The following is an 18,813-nucleotide window of genomic DNA, read 5'->3' as shown; positions in this document are numbered from 1 at the left end:
CAGAAAATTGAGTTCCCAACTCTCCATATTTGTTCTTTTTCCTGTCTTCTGCTTCACTGTTTTCTGTTTCACTTTTCTACCTCAGTTTAAGCGTTGCTAATGTTATAATTGCCAACAGAATTCCAATGATCCAGAACCTTGTTACAATCTTAGCTTCTGGCATTGCTTTTTTCTGATAGTGATGATGCAAAGGTGACATTAAGAACACCCTTCTTCCTTCACCATATTTCCTTTTTGTGTATTTGAAATAGCTCACCTGAATAATTACAGAGAGGTTTTCGATCACAAAGATTCCGCACAACACCGGAATCAAAAGTTCTTTTCGGAGCACTAGAGCCAAAACAGCTATAATTCCACCCAATGACAGACTGCCTGTGTCACCCATAAAGACCTGGGCCGGATAAGAGTTGTACCATAAAAAACCTACACAGGCACCTACAAAGGCAGTACAAAAAATCACGAGCTCTCCAGAGTTTGGTATGAACATGACATTCAGGTAGTCAGAGAAAATTGCGTTACCTGATATATAGGCGAAAATCGCCAGTGCCAATCCAATGATAGCAGATGTTCCTGCGGCTAAACCGTCTATTCCATCCGTAATATTGGCTCCATTAGAAATGGCCGTAACGAAGAAAATCACCACCAAAATGTAAATGGCGGCAGTCACCCATTCGTTATTTGTCGGGTTGAATGCATCATAATCCAACTCATTATTCTTAACAAAAGGAATAGTGGTGGTCGTAGATTTACTGTCGACATAATTGGGAACCGTTATCTCCGAAGTGGTTTCTACTTGTGGAGTTGGATTGAATTCTCTAACCACTACATCATCATTAAAATAGAGCACAGCCCCTACCAGGAGACCTATTCCTACCTGACCAACTACTTTAAATTTACCTGCCAGGCCTTCTTTGTTCTTCTTAAAAACCTTGATGTAATCATCCAAAAAGCCAATAGCTCCCAAACCCAAAGTAGTAATCAACAACAGAATGACGTAAATATTCTCAAGCTTCGCGAAAAGCAAAGTTGGAATTACAATGGCAGCAATAATGATAAGCCCACCCATTGTAGGCGTACCCTTTTTAGCCATTTGACCTTCTAAACCTAAGTCTCTTATGCTTTCACCTACTTGCTTGTTCCGAAGCATATTGATCAACTTTTCACCGAAAGTAATGGTGATTAACAAAGACAAAAGCACAGCCATACCCGCACGGAATGAGATGTACTGAAACACTCCCGCGCCAACCAAGTCAAATTCTCTATCTAAATAATTGAATAGGTAGTATAGCATTTTTTTAGATTTTGGATATTAGATATTAGACGTTAAAAAACTGGGTTTCTTAGCTCTGACATCGTCAATCGTACTTTATTTATGAATTAGGTTTAACATGTCTTTCAATACTTTTCTATCATCGAAATCGGATTTCACTCCTTTTACATCTTGATAGGTTTCGTGACCTTTTCCCGCCACTAGGATAATATCATTGGGTTCAGCCATTGAGCAGGCGGTTTTAATCGCTTCTCTTCTATCTGCCATGACCAGTGTTTTTCTATAGTTACTTGGACTCACGCCTTTTTGCATGTCTTCAATAATCGCCATTGGCTCCTCAAAGCGTGGGTTATCTGAAGTCAGCACTACTTTATCGCTTAGTTCACAAGCGATCTTGGCCATTTCAGGTCTTTTGGTGGTGTCTCTATTTCCGCCACAGCCTACCACCGTAATCACTTTCTCGTTTCCACTGCGGAAAACTTTAATGGTAGAGAGTACATTTTCCAACGCGTCTGGTGTATGGGCATAATCCACAATAGCGGTGATACCTGTATCCGTAAGCACCTGCTCAAAACGCCCAGGTGCTGGGTTTAAATCAGATAAAGCTTGGAGCACATCTGCTGATTCTTCTTCCAATAAAATGGCCGCTCCATAAACCGCCATCAGATTATAAGCATTGAAGTCACCAATCAGTTTGAACCAAACATTATGGCCTTCAATATCTAATTCCAAACCCTGAAGGGTGTTGGAAAGAATCTTTGCTTTGAAATCGGCCATGGTTTTTAGTGCATAGCGGTATTTCGAAGCTTTAGTATTCTGAAGCATTACTGCTCCTCTTTTGTCATCTATATTGGTCAAGGCAAAAGCTGAAGACGGAAGTCCATCGAACAGCATCTTCTTTGCTTTGATGTACTCATCGAAAGTCTTGTGATAATCTAAATGATCGTGGGAGAGGTTAGTGAAAACCGCTCCTTGAAAAGTAAGTCCTGAAACTCGGTGTTGCACCAAGGCATGAGAACTGACCTCCATAAAACAATGAGAACAACCTTTGGCTACCATTTTTGCCATTAGCTCATTCATTTGAATGGCATCGGGCGTGGTGTGGGTTGCTACAATTATTTCATCATTGATTTTATTGACTACTGTAGAAAGTAAGCCAACATTATAGCCCAATTGTTTGAACAGCTGGAACAACAAGCTCACACAAGTAGTTTTTCCGTTGGTGCCTGTAACGCCCACCAACTTCAATTTCGCACTAGGGTTTCCGAAGAAATTAGAAGCCATGATGCCCAAGGCCTCACTGCTGTCTTTCACCTGAACGTAGGTAATGGAAGTATTTAGATTTTCTGGAAGTTGTTCACAAATAATGGCAACAGCGCCTTTTTCAATGGCTTGTTCTATATAATCATGACCATCGGCTTGGGTGCCACGCGTAGCAATAAAGGCAGTATTGGCGCCCACTTTTCTTGAGTCGAAAGCCAATGCAGCCACCTCCACAGCAGTATCACCAGACACTGACTGCAAAGCCACTTTGTACAATATGTCTTTTAATGCAGACATGAATTACCCTAGTTCAATAGTGATCGTTGTTCCTTTAACTATTCTTCTCCCTGAAGAGACCGATTGCCTAAGCACTCGACCCGTACCAGAGACAGAAACTTTTAGTCCTTTATTTTCCAGTATATAAAGTGCATCTCTAAGCGTCATTCCTTCCACGTTCGGCACAAGGCTCGACTCTGAATGGTTCGATTTCCACGCAATTGCATTATTACTGATGCTTGCTCTCACCCATTCTACATTTTCTTCTTCCATGTGATTTGAAATGCCAAACTCATTTAGAAGTTGGTTCAATTCATCATAGTTACCTGCTCTGATCACAGGGAAAGTTCCTTCTTTGGCCAAACGTTCTTCCTTGAATGTATCATGTAAGCCAAGATCAAGGGCAAAAATCATATCGGCTATTTCTTTGAAAACTGGAGCAGAAACATCCCCTCCGAAACTGTTCCAGCCCTTAGGGTAATCAATCACCACAATGCAAGAATACAGAGGCTCATCGGCAGGAAAATAACCAGCAAAAGACGCGTAATAGCGTTGCTTATAATATCGTCCATTCATTAATTTTTGAGCTGTTCCAGTTTTTCCAGCAATCTTATAAAAGTCGTTTTTAATGTTTTTAGCTGTACCTCTTTCCACCACGCCCTCAAGCATGATTTTCAGTTTCTCTAGCGTAGCTTTTGACGCTATTTTCTTATCGAGTGTTTTAGCCTCAAATTCCTCTACAATCTGATTCCCTTTTCTAATGCTCTTCACAATGATGGGCTGAATCATTTTACCATCATTGGCAACCGCATTATAGAAAGCTAAGGTTTGAAGGGGAGTTATTGCGGTCTCATAACCTACAGACATCCACGGTAAGCTTGTTCCACTCCAAGATTTATCATCTACATTCTTAATGTAAGGAATACCCTCACCCATCATTTGGAAGTCGAGAGGCTTGCCTAAACCAGTTGACTTAATAATATCAATGTACCGCTGTGGGTTCTTGCCAAAATATTGATCTACCAATTTGGACACCCCTACATTGGAAGATTTTTCAAACACCTCTTGAACAGTAAGTTTCCCATACCCTCCTTTCGAAGCACTCTGATCCTCCATGGTACGGTCATAAAATTTTACCGTCCCATCACCCGTATCAACCGAATCCGTAAGCTCAATTTTATCTGCCTCTAAAAGCGCTAGCATTGAAGCAAGCTTAAAGGTAGACCCGGGATCATTTAATCCTTGGACCGCGTAATTATAGTCTTCAACATATGAACCACTTTCTGTTCTTGTAAGGTTAGACATGGCCTTGATTTCGCCTGTTTTTACCTCCATTAAAACTACCGTGCCATAGGCGGCTCCGTATTTCTCTAATTGCCTCAATAATGAGTTTTGAGCCACATCTTGAAGGTTGATATCTATTGTTGTATAGACATCATAGCCATTTCTAGGCTTCACATCTGAGGCCACGTTCACGGGCATCCAGTTACCGCCTGCTATTCTTTGATATAAACCTTTTCCGTCTTGACCAGCCAAAAATTGATCGTAACTCTTTTCTATTCCTACAGTAGCTTCTCCATCCTTGTTTACACCACCAATTGTACGCTGGGCTAAAGTTTTAAAAGGGCGATGACGCTCATCGAACTTATCAAATATTACCCCACCAATCATTTGACCTTCTCTAAAGATGGGCCATTTCTCCATCATCTCTTTATTCTGATAATTGATGAGGTTGTTATTTAGAACTAAGTACCTCTTGCGGGATTGTCGAGCTTCCGAGATCTTCTTCCGATATTCACCAGGAGAGCGATCTCGAAAAAATTTCGACAATAGTAGTGAAAGGGAGTCAATACCTGTTTTAAAGGTATTATCGTTTGCAAGCGATGGATCGAATGCAATTTTGTAAAAAGGAAGTGAGGTCGCCATCAGGTCGTTACCATCGGCATAGATACTTCCTCGGGTGGCCTTTATTGTTTTATAGTCCAGCCCAATTTCTTGTGCTTCTTTTCGCCATTCATCACCTTGAACAAACTGAATGTCTGCAATCCGGTAGATTACTACCAAGACAAAGGCAATCACAGCTAAAAAAGCTATTCTTACTCTTAGTAATATCGACTCCTTAATATTCACTTTTGTCTACAACAATTTTGTATGGCGGTTCTTTACTTTCCTCTAATCCTAGTTTTTTTACATTCTTGGCGACTTCCGACTGCTTACTACTGTACATATAATCTGCTTCCAGCGTAGTAACATCGGCCCTTAAATCCTCAACCTCGGTCTCTAGTTTATCAATATTTCTATTTGCCTTTTCAGCATAGTGGCTGTTCCAAACATAGAACACACCCAATACTAATGCGAAAGCAACTTTTGGCAGATGCTTTACAGGAAGACCCGTTTCTAAGTTTCCAGCAATTTTCAGCTTTGCCAAAAGACCGAACAACCCACCACCGCCTCGAGTGCTAGATTTTTCATTCTTTTTCGCTTTAAATTTATTCGCTGCCACTTTCGTTTACTTATATTTTTTCGGCAATACGAAGCTTTGCACTTCTTGCCCTTTTATTCACTACTAACTCTTCTTCATTGGCCTCAATCGGCTTTCTGTTGATCGCATTAAATGGTTTCAACTGATTTCCGAAAAAGTCTTTTTCCACTTCACCGAACACTTTGCCTTTATTAATAAAGTTCTTCACCATTCGGTCTTCGAGAGAATGATAAGACTCTACCACCAACCGACCACCTGGCTTAATCACCTCAGCCGACTGTTCCAAGAATTCTTCTAGCGCACCCATTTCATCGTTTACTTCGATGCGGATGGCCTGAAAAACCTGAGCGTAATACTTATACTCCCTATGTCTTGGTGCCAATCGATCCAATAATTGAATCAGATCTTTTGTAGTTTTGAAGGGCTTTGAAAAACGCTCTGAAACAATAGCCGCAGCCAAAGTTTTTGCATTTTTCACCTCTCCGTAAATACCCAAAAGCTTATGCAATTGCTCTTCTGAATATTCATTCACCACATCGCTAGCATTCAGCGAAGCGTTTAAATCCATTCTCATGTCAAGATCAGCCTCAGAACGAGTTGAAAACCCACGCATTGGCTCATCAATCTGATGAGAAGAAACCCCCAAGTCAGCCAAAATTCCGTCTACCTGCTTTACCCCGTGTAACTTGAGGTATCGCTTGATATGCCTAAAATTGGCTTGCACAAATGTGAAAGAACGATTTTGAATTTTATCTGCATTTGCTCGGGCATCAATATCTTGGTCGAAACCAAAGAGCCTGCCTTCACTATTTAAATGCTTCAAAATTTCAGTTGAATGTCCGCCACCTCCAAAGGTGACATCCACATAGGTTCCATTTGGCTTGATCGAGAGGCCGTCAACGCACTCCTTAAGCATAACTGGCACATGATAATCTGACATAGTTTATTTATTCTTCTGCCAAAAACTTCTCCGCCATCTTGGAGTACTCGTTTGCGTCTTGAATGAGGTATTCCTCATACTGGTCAGGATTCCAGATTTCGATTCTATTTCCTAACCCCACTAACACAACCTCCTTCTCAAGACTCGCATATTCCATCATTTTTTTAGGAATGTTAATCCTCCCCGCTCCATCCAACTCAACATCAACATTTCCCCTAAAAAAAGTTCGCTGAAACCTACGATACTCTTCACTGAATTCGCTCAGCCCCTTTATCTTTGAATAGATCTTTTTGTACTCGATCATAGGATACAATACCAAGCAAGGCTCAAAACCTCGTCTTAATACCAGCTCTTCTGATGCATTATCCGGCAATGCAGCCCTTACCTTTGAAGGTAAAGCCAACCTGCCCTTTACATCGAGCTTACAATCATATTCACTTGTAAAAAAAGCCATTACACACCTGAACCTTTACAAAAGTAAGATTTTTTCCCACACTTCACCACTTTTACTCACTTTTCCCCACTTTTTATGAAAAGTATCTTTTTCTATGCAGAAAAACAAGCGTGACTCAAAAACACATGCCAGGATCGAATCCGACAAAAAACTCATTTTGAGAAAAAATAAAAGGTTTTACTAACAGAAAATTACCCTTCTAAATCAATTCTAGCTCAGAAAAATTGACCTGTCAAAAGATTACACACGAGACCTAGACATGACAGCGATACGACTGAAATCATTCAAAAAGCGCCTAATCATCCCCATTTTCAAGATCGTGGAGTAAAGTGGGAGAAAAATCACACCAAAAAAGGTGTTAAAAGGTGAATTAAGGATTTGATGAAAAAATCAGTCTAGTTCACTAAGTATTTCCAGATTATGCTGCCCCAATTGTGGTGGAGAACTTAATGAGAGGCGATCGAAGCCAGAAGCTGCAAAAGACCGTAATCCAGTGAAGCCTTCAGCCTTAAGGAACCAATGAGATTCCCCATGATCAAGCGCCTCACCTATCGTGGTCACCAAGCCAGCAGGCACCTGTTCATTCATCAATACCTCCATTAATTCGACAGAAGACCAGTTTTCAATTTCATCTGAAAGCATTCGATTCAAGTCCGCTCTATTTTCCACCCGTTCTTGATTGGTTGAAAAACGATGCATCTCATTAATTTTTAAGATTTTACAGAGTTTTGAGAACTGCTTATCATTCCCTACGGCTAAGAGCAAGTGACACTGATCTTTAGTCATGAAAATCTCTCCATAGGGCGCTATGTTTGGATGAATATTTCCCATGGATTTAGGTTGATTCTGCCCTACCAACCAATTCGCACCTTGATTCACCAAAGCACTGATAGCAGCATCGATCAAGGCCACCTGAACAAACTTCCCTTGACCGCTTTCCATCTGCTCAATAAGGGCGACCAGTATGGCTTCTTTCAGTTGATGTCCAGCCAAAACATCAATTAAGGCCACAGGCATTTTTAAGGGGGCAGCCCCTAATTCTCCATTGATGCTCATGAATCCAGACTCGGCTTGAATAACCGCATCGTATCCTACTTTAGGATTATTTAGTCCATAGCCAGTGATCTGACCATAAATAAGTGCTGGGTTAATTTCTTTCAGGGTCTTATAATCAACACCTAACTTCTCCGCATCTCCTGGCTTATAGCTGGCAATTACAATATCGGCACCCTTTATAAGCTTATAAAGCATTGCTCTTTCTTCCTTATTATTTAGGTCTATGGCCAATGACTTCTTACCCCAGTTTACTGAAGTAAAGTAAGCCGAAACAGTACCATTCATTTTCTCTCCCTTAAAGCGCCATGATCGTGTAACATCACCACCAGTTCTCGGGCTTTCCACCTTTATTACTTCCGCACCTAATTCCGCAAAAAACTGCCCTACACTTGGCCCAGCCAAAACGGAAGCCAACTCAATTATCTTTAGTTTTTTCATGTGTACTAAAAGCTATTGGTGGTTTTTAAAAAAAATAAGATTTTAGGTAAGGGCTTTTCAAAGACAGATTGTTATTTTAGCGTCTGCCATAGACTGATTTAATATCATGCTATAGCAATCAAACAAATTTACTACTAACTAACTGAACAGCGCCATACCTCAAAGTGTGGCGTTGTTTTCTATTTCGACCTTTCTATTGTGTAAGTAACCAGCTGAGAAAGGGAGTCTCGGTAAACGCTTGGCTCAAATGTTTCTAGAATGTCTTTCGCTTCTTGGTAGTATTGATTCATCACCTTTTGGGCATAGTCTATGCCACCCGACTCTCTAACAAAGGCAACGACTTCATTCACTTTTTTAGAATGATCTCCTTTGCTCTTTACGGTTCGAATGATCCTTCGCTTGGTACTACTACTAGCATTTTGCAATGAGTAAATCAGCGGCAAAGTCATTTTCTGCTCTTTAATATCAATACCCAACGGCTTACCAATTTCCTCTGTACCATAATCGAAAAGATCGTCCTTGATCTGAAAAGCCATTCCCACCTTCAATCCAAAATCCCTCATTTTTTCAATGTCTTCTTGAGAAGCATTTGAAGCTGTAGCACCAACGGCACAACATGAAGCAATCAGGGAAGCTGTCTTTTGGCGGATTACATCGTAATAAATATCTTCTGTAATATCCAAGTTTCGGGCCTTTGCCATTTGAAGCAACTCCCCTTCGCTCATTTCACGCACGGCTCGAGAAACAATCTTTAGAAAATCAAAATCTTCATTATCAACTGACAACAACAATCCACGTGAAAGCAAGTAATCACCTACTAAAACGGCTATTTTATTCTTCCAAAGGGCATTTATTGAAAAGAAATCTCTTCTGTAATTGGAATCATCTACTACATCATCGTGCACCAATGTGGCCGTATGCAGTAACTCGATAAGTGATGCTCCCCTGTAAGTTCTATCTGATATTTTGCCTGTTACCCCTGCAGCCAAAAACACAAACATAGGCCGCATTTGCTTGCCCTTTCGTTTTACGATGTAACTCATGATTTGATCGAGCAGAAATACTTTACTCTTCATGAATGACCTGAATTTCTGTTCAAATTCAGTCATTTCATTAGCAATGGGGGCTTGTATTTCGGAAAGCTTTAATGCCATATCAGTAGAATGCCACAATATTAACAGGTAATGCCTCAATGGCAAAGTGAGGGGAGCTTTATTTGAGGAGAAAAATACAACCTTTCTCCATTAAAAAATTTTACTACTAGTTTATTCTCAATTTTCACTCTTCAACCTAAAGTCAAAGCTAAATGAAATATATGAATCGTTGCGTGCTGTTTGAACATCTTTGCTCAACCAATGGTACATTATTTTAAATGTTGTTTTCTCATTACCAGTCGCCCAGCCTGCCCTAAAAGTACTTACCCAAGGCATCTGTCTTCCGGTATGAGGACTATCATTATTGAACAGACTCCCAGAAACGGTAATATCATGCAAAACATATGACACTCCGTAGCCGAATACTACATATCCTAACTTCTCAAGGTCTTGGTTTTTTTCTCCAATCATTGCATTTACAAATGGTGACTTGTTCAGTGCATTTAATATCCCCATTCGAAAATCGAAATTTTGAGCAATGTTACTGTGACCTGTCCCTAATGAGACTGAAGATGAACTAATAAAAGCCATGCTTTTTGGCACTAGCCAAAACTGCCTATTATATTCAGCGGTGGCATTTAAAACCAAAGCCGTTTTAATTTGATGCTGCCATCCTCTGGGTTGCTTAAATCCCACTGCATTATGATACCATTTCTGCAAAACTTCCGCCCCCGAGGCCTTGCCCGTTGTACCTAACACCAGTCCATATTTAAACCTTGATTGTGGTCTTTTGAATATAGACTTAGAAACCCCTGCATACAGCAGTCCGGCATAAGGCCTATCTAGTTCCGAAATTTCATCAAATAATAAATCATTTGGGGTATAAAATTTATGCGTAAGCTCTATGTCAATTATCTCCTTATTATTCAAAGAATCTGGCTTGTTTGGCACGTAGCGGTAATGGAAAAGAAATCCATTCGAATAATACTCATCATCCCTATTCATTAAGTAAACATCATTCTCTGTTGTTAATGAGAATTCAGCCCTACGATAGTCGCTCTGCCCTAAAACAGGGAAGTAAAAAAGCAGTGATAGACAAATAAAGAGCGACTTGATTGCAGTGTTATTTAATTTGAGCCGCTAAAGTCTCAATTATTTATAATTTTAGCCAGCGGATTAACAGCAAATGGATAAAAAGAATTTAAGAATTGAGCAGCAACTGAATAAACGTACCTCTCTGGGCAACAAGCGAAGCTTAAAACTGGTTGATGAAAAGCTCGTTGACTTTAGTTCGAACGATTACTTAGGCCTCTCTAGATCTGAGGGTTTGAAAATTCAAATTTTAAGTGCCTACGAGAAGCTATCGCCCAAAAACGGATCAACTGGGTCAAGGCTATTGACGGGCAATTCAGTATTGGCCTCTCAGGTCGAGTCAGAATTAGCCACTTTATTTGGGTACGGTGCCTGTCTTGTTTTTAATTCGGGATATAGCGCCAATTTGGGTTTTTTCTCTTGCCTTCCGCAGAGGGGTGATACTATTCTATATGATGAACTTTCTCATGCCTGCATTAAAGATGGTAGTCGATTGAGTTTGGCCAAATCAATGCCGTTTAAGCACAACGACTTAGAAGACCTTGAACGGAAATTAAAACTAAGTGAGGGCGAAATCTATATTGCTTGTGAAGCTGTGTATTCTATGGATGGTGATTTTGCACCATTAAAAGCACTTTGTCAACTTTCAGAAAAATACAGTGCGAAATTAATAGTGGATGAAGCACACAGCACAGGCGTATTCGGGAAGAGCGGAGCAGGCTTTGTGGCTGAATTAGGATTGACTGAACAAGTATATGCGGCTATTTTCACATTCGGCAAAGCCATGGGAATTCATGGTGCTTGCGTAGCTTCAAACCAAACCGTGATCGATTATATGATAAATTATTCACGCCCCTTCATATATACTACTGCACCATCAGCTTTTGAGTTTTTATCAATACAAGAAGCTTTCCGATTCCTTGAAAGCAAACCGAGTTTAGCTATCGCACTAAAAGAAAACATTTCTCTGTTTAATCAATCCCTTAAGGTTCAGCGACCTTCCCGCTATTTATCTACAAGTGCAGTACAGGTAGTAATCACTTCTGGCAACCAAAAAGCTAAATCCACGTCAAATGAACTTCAGGAATCGGGGTTTGATGTTCGTCCAATACTTTCACCCACGGTGAAGGAAGGAGAAGAACGATTAAGAATCTGCATACATAGTTTCAACAGCAAAAATGAAGTAATGGGCTTGGCGCATGGACTGAATTCCTTACTTTGTTAACAGCGGAAGCTAGAGGAACAATTTTTATCATATCTTTGGGGTTTTGAAAAACTGAATGAAGCCAATCGGCAAAGACTACGTAAAGAAGAAGTACGACCAGGTGGTTCCGGGAGGAATTGACGAGTGGCCTGTCGTGAGCTTGAGTAATAACAGGGACGCTTTTATTAAAGAGGTGACCGCTGAAAGCATTAAGCGTATAAAAAAACTGACCCCAAAACGCTCCAGCCTAATTGAAGAAATAGAGACTACTCTTTTTCGGGAGAAGTTAAGAGTCAAAAGAAATCCATGGGCTGTTGACCCACCCGATGAAGCCGACTTTTTACAGTCGATTAAAGACAGACTCCTCGAAATCTCAAGTAATGACGACAAGGAGGATATTGATGGAACTTTAGAAGATATTCTATCCGAAATTATAGAGCGATACGCCAGTGAAATTGCGGGTAACTTCAAAAAATCTCGCTTTAGAATGGCCCGCTCCATAGTAACCTTTGGCTTTGCCAGATTATTGAATGCTTCCCGTGCACGAGGTTTTTGGTCTATTTTCAGTACCCGATATTCACTACAAGATAAGATTCACATTACAGGTGAAGTAGAAGAATTACGCACCTTGGCCAAAAAAGGGACAATCATAATGGTCCCTACCCACTTTAGCAATCTCGATTCTATTTTAATTGGGTGGGTAATCAACGCTTTAGGGTTGCCTGCTTTTATTTATGGTGCTGGTCTAAACCTCTTCAACATTAAAATATTTGCCTATTTCATGGAAAGCCTTGGGGCTTATAAAGTAGATAGAAGGAAAAAAAACCTGCTTTACTTAGAAACCCTGAAGAGCTACTCAAGCCTTGCGATTCAGAAGGGTTGTCATAGCCTTTTCTTCCCTGGTGGGACTCGTTCGCGTTCAGGCCAAATAGAAAAAAGGTTGAAGCTTGGTCTTTTGAGTACTGCCATCGAGGCTCAACGTGTCAATTATCAGAAAGGAAAAAGGGATGGACTTCACAAAATTTTTATTGTCCCAGTTACTTTAAACTACAATTTTGTACTTGAGGCACCCTCGCTTATTCGTGAATATTTGAGACTGAAAGGTCAAGAACGTTACTATGTCGAAAATGATGAATACTCGACTTCTTATAAAATCTCAGCTTTCTTACTCAAATTCTTCACCAAAGGATCCGACATATCTGTATCCATTGGCCGAGGCTTAGATGTTTTGGGCAATTACGTTGATACAGACGGCAATAGTTACGACAAAAGTGGTCGCCAAATAGATACACAAGAGTATTTCACCAAAGATGGAAAAATCATTTCGCATGATCAGCAACGCGAGGATGAATACACACGAATGTTAAGTGATAGAATTGTTGAAGAGTTCCACCGAATTAACAAGGTTTTTGCTAGTCATTTGGTAGCTTTTGTAGCTTTTGAAATGCTTCAGAAGAAATTCAACAAACTTGATTTATACAATCTACTGAGAATTCCAGAGGAAGATCAAATCATCCCTTATGAGGAATTCAAAACTGTTTTCCAGACGGTATTAAGAAGGGTTCACGAAATGTACAACAAAGGTGAAATTAGTGTTTCTCCTTACCTTACTGGGGATCCTGATAAAATCATAGCGCATGGCTTGGCCAATATGGGTATGTACCATGCTAAGCGTCCGTTGATCAAGAATAAAAAAGGTGACATTAGCACCCAAGATTTAAATTTGCTGTTTTACTATCACAACCGTTTAGTGGGTTATAACCTGGAGAAATATGTCTAAGGAATGCGTTGGAGTCATTGGTTCAGGCAGTTTCGGGACAGCCGTAGCAAACATTCTTTCAAAGAATTCGAATGTATTGTTATACGCTCGAAACCCCGAAACGGTAGAGAAGATCAGCGCTTCTCGAATTTCAAATGGTCAACAACTTAGTGAAAACATCACTATTACCAATAGCTTAGAAGAGGTTGCTAAAAGTTGCAATGTTATTTTCCCAGTAGTCCCATCTTCAAATTTCAGGGAAATGATGCGCCAATTCGCACCATTCCTCCACCCTTATCATGTTTTAATTCACGGCACTAAAGGCTTGGATTTGATCCTACCAGACGAAATCCCTTCAGATTTCAAAATGGATCGTTCATGTATCAGAACCATGAGTGAAGTAATCAGGGAAGAAAGTGTAGTTGTCCGTGTGGGTTGTATGGCAGGCCCAAATTTGGCAAAAGAATTAGCTTTAGGACACCCTGCAGCCACTGTGATTGCTTCGCCTTTTAACGAAGTGATCAATGAAGGCAAAAGGTTATTGAGGTCGGACAAATTTCAAGTTTATGGCAATCAAGACCTCAAAGGCGTTGAGCTTTGCGGTGTTCTTAAAAACATTATCGCTATAGCCTCCGGAATCATCTCTGGCTTGGGCTTTGGCGATAACGCTAAAGGATTATTAATCAGTAGAGGTCTAGTAGAGATGATCTACCTAGGCAAGGCCCTAGGGGGCGAAATATCATCTTTCATAGGTTTAGCAGGGATTGGCGACTTGGTGGCAACTGCTTCCAGTCAAACTAGTCGTAACTACACCATTGGCTTTAAATTAGCCCAAGGCAAAACTATGAATGAGGCGATTGCCGAAATGGAAGAAACCGCTGAAGGAGTTAATACCATTAGAATTATTAAGCAATTAGCGGATGCCCAAGGAATAAAGCCATTGATTACTGATATGCTTTATAAAATTCTTTATGAAGACATGAAACCCCTAGAAGGCCTAAGCTACCTTATGAAATACCCTGGCAATATCGACATTGACTTTCTTTAGTAGTCTAAAGAAAAACATCTCCTTCCCATTCAATCAGATTCCCTTTTTTTCAATTATATTAAGAAAGGCGCTCTAATCCCTAAGGCAATCAAACTCACAAGGCACCATATCATCATTCTTTGTTTGACTTTATGGTCTTCACTTTCGCTCTGTGCTCAGAAAAAAAGAGTGAAATATGACACATTACAACTATCGAAAAACACCACTATCATTTTAAAAGATGCCAGACTTACCTTTGACAAAGACACTACACTCATTTTACCCGATACAGTTTTCTATAAAGTAAATGGTAATTTTTATCAACGCTTGCATGGGAAATGGTCACAGCGAAAATTAACCAAAGAGCTGTTCAATCTGTTGTTTTCATTACCCTCAGATGACTTTAAAATCGACTCCACTCAGTTGGTAAAGAGTGAAAATCCTTTTAAAGACTATAACGGAAAAATCATAGGTGAGATTAAACTGATCAAGCTTAAGGCACTCGGTACACGAATGGATAAGCCTGAAGAAAGACCAAAGTCATTTGTTCAAAAAACAGGCAACACAATTAACTTCAATACTAGGGAACGGGTAATTCTCAACAACTTACTCTTCAGCAGTGGAGACATAGTTGACCCGCTGGTGATATCAGATAATGAAAGGATCCTTCGTGAACTGCCCTATATAAAAGATGCCAGAATTTACTTAAGCCCCCGAGCAGATAACCCGAATATTGTTGACGTAGAAATTATCACTAAAGACGTTTTAGCCCTTTCATTCGACATTGAGGCACGAGATTTTGATTCAGGTATCTTAAGGGTCAACCACAAAAATATTTTTGGGTCTGGTCATGAAATAGACAATCGATTCGCTGTTGACAATAGTTCAGATCAGAAATTTAGTTATCAAGCACGATATAAAGTACCCAATATTAAGCGCTCATTTATTTCCTTCGAGGCCAATTATGCAAATACCGTTAACAAAGATTTCAGTAATATAAAGTTGAGTAGAGAGTTCATTTCTCCTAAAATTAAGTTTGCAGGTGGTATTGAAATCACCAACCAGAGGCTTCGTTTCAGAGAATTATCAAATATCATTTCTGATGATGAGTATGACATTCAAACCATCAATGAACGTTATGACTATCAGGATTTTTGGCTGGCTAGGGCCTTCCCACTTAACTTAAAAGATCCCATTCTGAATGATCGAACACGACTTATTCTTTCAGGAAGGGTCTCAAACATTAAGTTTTCACTCAGACCAGAAGTCGATATTGACCTAAATCAACAATTTCACAACCGCACCTTGTCCATTACATCAATAGGAATTTCACAGAGAAGATATTTCAAAGATCAGTTGATTTTTGGCTATGGCAGAACGGAAGACATTCCTTACGGTTATCAGATTGAATTACTCGGAGGCTATGAATGGGCTGAATTTGGCAACCGTTATTTCCTTGGAGGAAAAGCAGGCCGCGGTGGGTACATTGGGAATTTGGGCTACCTATTGGGTGGGTTTTCGCTGGAAAGTTTTCTGAAAAATAAAATTTTCGAACAAGGCGTATTTAAAGTGGACTTCAGGTTTTTTAGCTCATTAATTGATTTGAACCAATGGAAATTCAGACAATTTATCAATTTCAACTATACATTTGGTATAGATCGTTTTCCTAATGAGTACATCGATATAAGGGACAAAAATGGCATAAGAGGCTTAGGAAGCAATACATTGAGAGGAACCCAGCGTTTTTTACTCAATATTGAAACCGTGAGCTTCACCCCATTTGAAGCCGCAGATTTCAAACTAGCAATTTTTGGTTTTTACGATTTAGGGATGGTCAACGATGGCAAACGCCATATTTTCAGAGAAAAAGCTCAATCTGGGATTGGGGTTGGCTTTAGAATCAGAAATGACAACCTCACTTTTAAAGCAATAGAAATCCGATTGGCCTATTATCCCGATGCCCCAATTGGTATTCCTATGACAGACTTAGATTTATCAGGAAACAGCGGTTTTAATTTCTCTGACTTCCTAATCACGCGTCCATCTCCAAGTATTTTCAGATAAGGACTATTCTCATTTTTTGAACCTATTCATATGCTCAAGCCGCTGAAGCAGGGTAGGGTGTGAGTAATTCACAAAAACATAAGCAGGATGCGGTGTGAGGTTGCTGAGGCTATCTACCGACAACTTCTTCAGTGCCGACTGTAAAGGAACAGGGTCATAGGTCGTGGAAGCATAAGCATCTGCTTCATACTCATGTCTCCTACTTATCATGTTCATTAAAACACCCGTGAGTTTTGAAATCGGAGTGTATAATAATGCAAAAGCAACAAGGTTTAAATGAACAGACATGCCCTCAGCTCCTAAAGCCATTGAAAGATTTTCATTAAAAATAAGAAGCGACAAAACATATAGAGTGATCGCCATCTGCACTATTGAAATAGCCATACTGACAATGACATGTTTCTTCTTAAAATGACCTACCTCATGGGCTAAAACAGCCACTAGCTCTTCTTGAGACTGTTTCTCGATGAGAGTATCATAAAGCACAATTTTCTTTTTCTTTCCCATTCCAGAAAAAAATGCATTGGCCTTGCTCGACCTTTTAGAGCCATCTATTACAAAAATATTGTCCAAAGGAAATTTAACGCGATCTGTATACGCGTTGATTTTATCTTTCAATTCTCCATCTGCCAAAGGTGTAAGCTTATTGAATAAGGGCAATATGAGCGAAGTATAAAATACACTCATCAGCAATGAGACCACCGTAATGACAATGAGCGCATAAATCCAGAACTGCTCTTGCCATTCAAAAATCAGCCATAGTAAGACACACCCTAAGCCCCCACCTAAAACGATGACCAATAAATAGCCCTTTAGCTTATCAGCAAGAAATATTTTTAAAGAAGTTCTATTGAAGCCGAATTTCTCCTCAATTACAAAAGTGGAGTACAGTTCAAATGGAATATTAATGATGTCGGAAACAAAAAATAAAACACCAAAAAAGACCAATGAATGCACGATAGGGTTTTGAAAATGATCAGAAAGCCAAATGTGTAAATCTCCAAAAAGCCCTAATACAAGAATAAGTATAGTAAGTGAAGTGCTAATAGCAGTGGTAAGAAATGAAAATTTGGACCTGGCTTTTAAGTATCGCTGAGACTTGGCGTATTCCTCAGGAGGGTAAATACCTTCTAACGCCATCGGTAGTTTGCTTTTGGCCGATTTCATATTAAAGAAATCGAGCAGCTGATCAAAAAAATAATCAACCAAAACAATTCCAATAATGAGCCCCAACAGTTGAAAGGAAGACATTCTCTCTTAGTTTTTCGGACAAGGGATGCTCCATTGATTGCGTGGCAACCTCGAAGGTTTTCCCCATTGAAAGAGGTAAGAAATAGAGATTTCATGCGCTCCTCCACTTGCATTGCTCAATTCCGAAAGGGTGTAATCGTAGCTATAACCAAAATTAAAGTCGTCAGTAGTTACCCCAAAAGAGAAAATGAGTGCCTCATTATTAGGAAAGTTCTCGAAGGTTTTAATTGGCAAGCCTCTGTATTGTAAACCCAAATTAATCGGCTCTAAATGCAAAAAGAACCCTGCATCCAACTGACTAAATTCGCCTTGGGTTTTATACTGAAAAATTGGTGTAATGCTTCTTTCCTTTCTGGTATAAGTAAGATCTCTTCTTAGCGCTCCTTCCTTTAACATTATTCTGTACCCCCCATGAATACTAACACGCTTACTAAGTGGGCTATCACCATCCAATAATGACTGATTCGGCTCAGTTAAATGCTGAACTGAAGCACCCAAAAACAAATTTCTCGAGTATATAATTCCTCCAACACCAAGATCTAAGTAATTTACATTAAGGTTATTACCTTCTATATTTTCACCAGGTAAGTTAGGGTCAAAGCCATTAACAGGGTCAATCTGACTGGCAAAAACAAGGTTAGAAAAATTTGCATTCCGCATAAAGTAGCTAGCCTGAATACCTGGACGAAAAACAATATTTTCTGAAATTTTAAGCTGATATGCGTAAGTCAAACCCACATTAGTGCTCTGCAAGCCAGCTACTCCTTCACGATCTGTGGTTACAATAAAACCTACTCCGCTATTATATTTTTCCAAATAATGGTCGGCATAAAACGAAAATGTAACGAAAGAAGCATCGAGAGACGGCCATTGATTTCGATAGTTAACCCCTAAGCGAGTAAAACCAGATGCTCCCGTAAAAGCAGGGTTAATATACAATGGAGCCGCATAGAATTGAGAGAACTGTGGATCTTGGGCTTTAGCCTGTCCCAACCCTACTCCCAACGTGACAATCAGCAAAAATAAAGTTTTGCGCATTTAAACTTTTAACCTTTAACGTTTGAGTACCCTCAAACTATTGTGAAAACGTAAAGTTATTTTTTTTCCTCGAAACCCAACGCTTAAAGCCTAGCATACAATAAG

The 18,813-nt window shown here is 39.8% G+C and carries 15 protein-coding genes; 4 read left to right on the top strand and 11 right to left on the bottom strand.

Translation table 11 applies throughout. The features are described 5' to 3' along the window. Window positions 1–76: 76 nt before the first annotated feature. The 9 genes from mraY to AWN68_RS18245 all read right to left on the bottom strand — a co-directional run bounded on the left by mraY (window position 77) and on the right by AWN68_RS18245 (window position 10,374). A complete protein-coding gene (mraY, locus tag AWN68_RS18285; protein ID WP_068419118.1) occupies window positions 77–1,291 on the bottom strand; it encodes a phospho-N-acetylmuramoyl-pentapeptide-transferase in 1,215 nt (404 codons plus the stop codon). A gap of 75 nt (window positions 1,292–1,366) precedes the next feature. Beyond that, window positions 1,367–2,830: a UDP-N-acetylmuramoyl-L-alanyl-D-glutamate--2,6-diaminopimelate ligase gene (locus AWN68_RS18280; protein WP_068419115.1), complete on the bottom strand. Its 1,464-nt coding sequence runs from the start codon at window positions 2,828–2,830 to the stop codon at window positions 1,367–1,369. Window positions 2,831–2,833: 3 nt separating this feature from the next. After that, on the bottom strand, window positions 2,834–4,939 hold the full coding sequence (locus AWN68_RS18275; protein ID WP_068419112.1) for a penicillin-binding protein: 2,106 nt from the start codon (window positions 4,937–4,939) through the stop codon (window positions 2,834–2,836). Then, window positions 4,929–5,312 carry an FtsL-like putative cell division protein gene (locus AWN68_RS18270; protein WP_068419109.1) on the bottom strand — a complete coding sequence of 128 codons (384 nt, stop codon included), beginning with the start codon at window positions 5,310–5,312 and terminating at the stop codon, window positions 4,929–4,931. The genes AWN68_RS18275 and AWN68_RS18270 overlap by 11 nt, the downstream gene beginning before the upstream one ends. 10 nt (window positions 5,313–5,322) lie before the next feature. Next, complete coding sequence (gene rsmH, locus AWN68_RS18265) at window positions 5,323–6,231, bottom strand: 16S rRNA (cytosine(1402)-N(4))-methyltransferase RsmH (protein ID WP_068419107.1); 909 nt, start codon at window positions 6,229–6,231, stop codon at window positions 5,323–5,325. A 7-nt stretch (window positions 6,232–6,238) separates the two neighbouring features. Further along, the gene (mraZ, locus tag AWN68_RS18260; protein WP_068419103.1) at window positions 6,239–6,685 is read right to left on the bottom strand and encodes a division/cell wall cluster transcriptional repressor MraZ; all 447 of its coding nucleotides are present in this window, start codon (window positions 6,683–6,685) and stop codon (window positions 6,239–6,241) included. Window positions 6,686–7,075: 390 nt separating this feature from the next. Then, a complete protein-coding gene (locus AWN68_RS18255) occupies window positions 7,076–8,179 on the bottom strand; it encodes a CaiB/BaiF CoA transferase family protein (RefSeq protein ID WP_068419102.1) in 1,104 nt (367 codons plus the stop codon). 179 nt (window positions 8,180–8,358) lie between these two features. Beyond that, window positions 8,359–9,333 carry a polyprenyl synthetase family protein gene (locus tag AWN68_RS18250; RefSeq protein WP_068419145.1) on the bottom strand — a complete coding sequence of 325 codons (975 nt, stop codon included), beginning with the start codon at window positions 9,331–9,333 and terminating at the stop codon, window positions 8,359–8,361. 117 nt (window positions 9,334–9,450) lie between these two features. After that, entirely contained in the window at window positions 9,451–10,374 is a 924-nt protein-coding gene (locus tag AWN68_RS18245) for a lipid A-modifier LpxR family protein (protein WP_394330283.1), read from the bottom strand. An 85-nt stretch (window positions 10,375–10,459) separates the two neighbouring features. Between AWN68_RS18245 and AWN68_RS18240 the strand changes: the two genes are divergently transcribed. The 4 genes from AWN68_RS18240 to AWN68_RS18225 all read left to right on the top strand — a co-directional run bounded on the left by AWN68_RS18240 (window position 10,460) and on the right by AWN68_RS18225 (window position 16,419). Continuing rightward, a complete protein-coding gene (locus AWN68_RS18240) occupies window positions 10,460–11,590 on the top strand; it encodes an aminotransferase class I/II-fold pyridoxal phosphate-dependent enzyme (protein ID WP_068419096.1) in 1,131 nt (376 codons plus the stop codon). Between the two features lie 55 nt (window positions 11,591–11,645). Continuing rightward, window positions 11,646–13,349: a 1-acyl-sn-glycerol-3-phosphate acyltransferase gene (locus AWN68_RS18235; RefSeq protein WP_068419095.1), complete on the top strand. Its 1,704-nt coding sequence runs from the start codon at window positions 11,646–11,648 to the stop codon at window positions 13,347–13,349. Continuing rightward, on the top strand, window positions 13,342–14,376 hold the full coding sequence (locus AWN68_RS18230) for an NAD(P)H-dependent glycerol-3-phosphate dehydrogenase (protein WP_068419094.1): 1,035 nt from the start codon (window positions 13,342–13,344) through the stop codon (window positions 14,374–14,376). The genes AWN68_RS18235 and AWN68_RS18230 overlap by 8 nt, the downstream gene beginning before the upstream one ends. A 168-nt stretch (window positions 14,377–14,544) precedes the next feature. Then, window positions 14,545–16,419, top strand: coding sequence for a BamA/TamA family outer membrane protein (locus AWN68_RS18225; RefSeq protein WP_068419093.1), 1,875 nt, complete (start codon window positions 14,545–14,547; stop codon window positions 16,417–16,419). A gap of 9 nt (window positions 16,420–16,428) precedes the next feature. On the opposite strand, the gene AWN68_RS18220 is transcribed toward AWN68_RS18225, so the two are convergent. Both AWN68_RS18220 and AWN68_RS18215 read right to left on the bottom strand, forming a co-directional pair. Further along, window positions 16,429–17,670: a M48 family metallopeptidase gene (locus AWN68_RS18220; protein WP_068419090.1), complete on the bottom strand. Its 1,242-nt coding sequence runs from the start codon at window positions 17,668–17,670 to the stop codon at window positions 16,429–16,431. A gap of 6 nt (window positions 17,671–17,676) precedes the next feature. Beyond that, window positions 17,677–18,708: a PorP/SprF family type IX secretion system membrane protein gene (locus AWN68_RS18215; RefSeq protein WP_068419088.1), complete on the bottom strand. Its 1,032-nt coding sequence runs from the start codon at window positions 18,706–18,708 to the stop codon at window positions 17,677–17,679. Between the last annotated feature and the right edge of the window lie 105 nt (window positions 18,709–18,813).

The sequence above is a fragment of the Roseivirga echinicomitans genome (genome assembly GCF_001592935.1).
Classification (GTDB): Bacteria; Bacteroidota; Bacteroidia; order Cytophagales; family Cyclobacteriaceae; genus Roseivirga; species Roseivirga echinicomitans.
The sequence above is the reverse complement of the archived record's forward strand: the minus strand, read 5'-3'. Positions and strand labels throughout refer to the sequence as shown.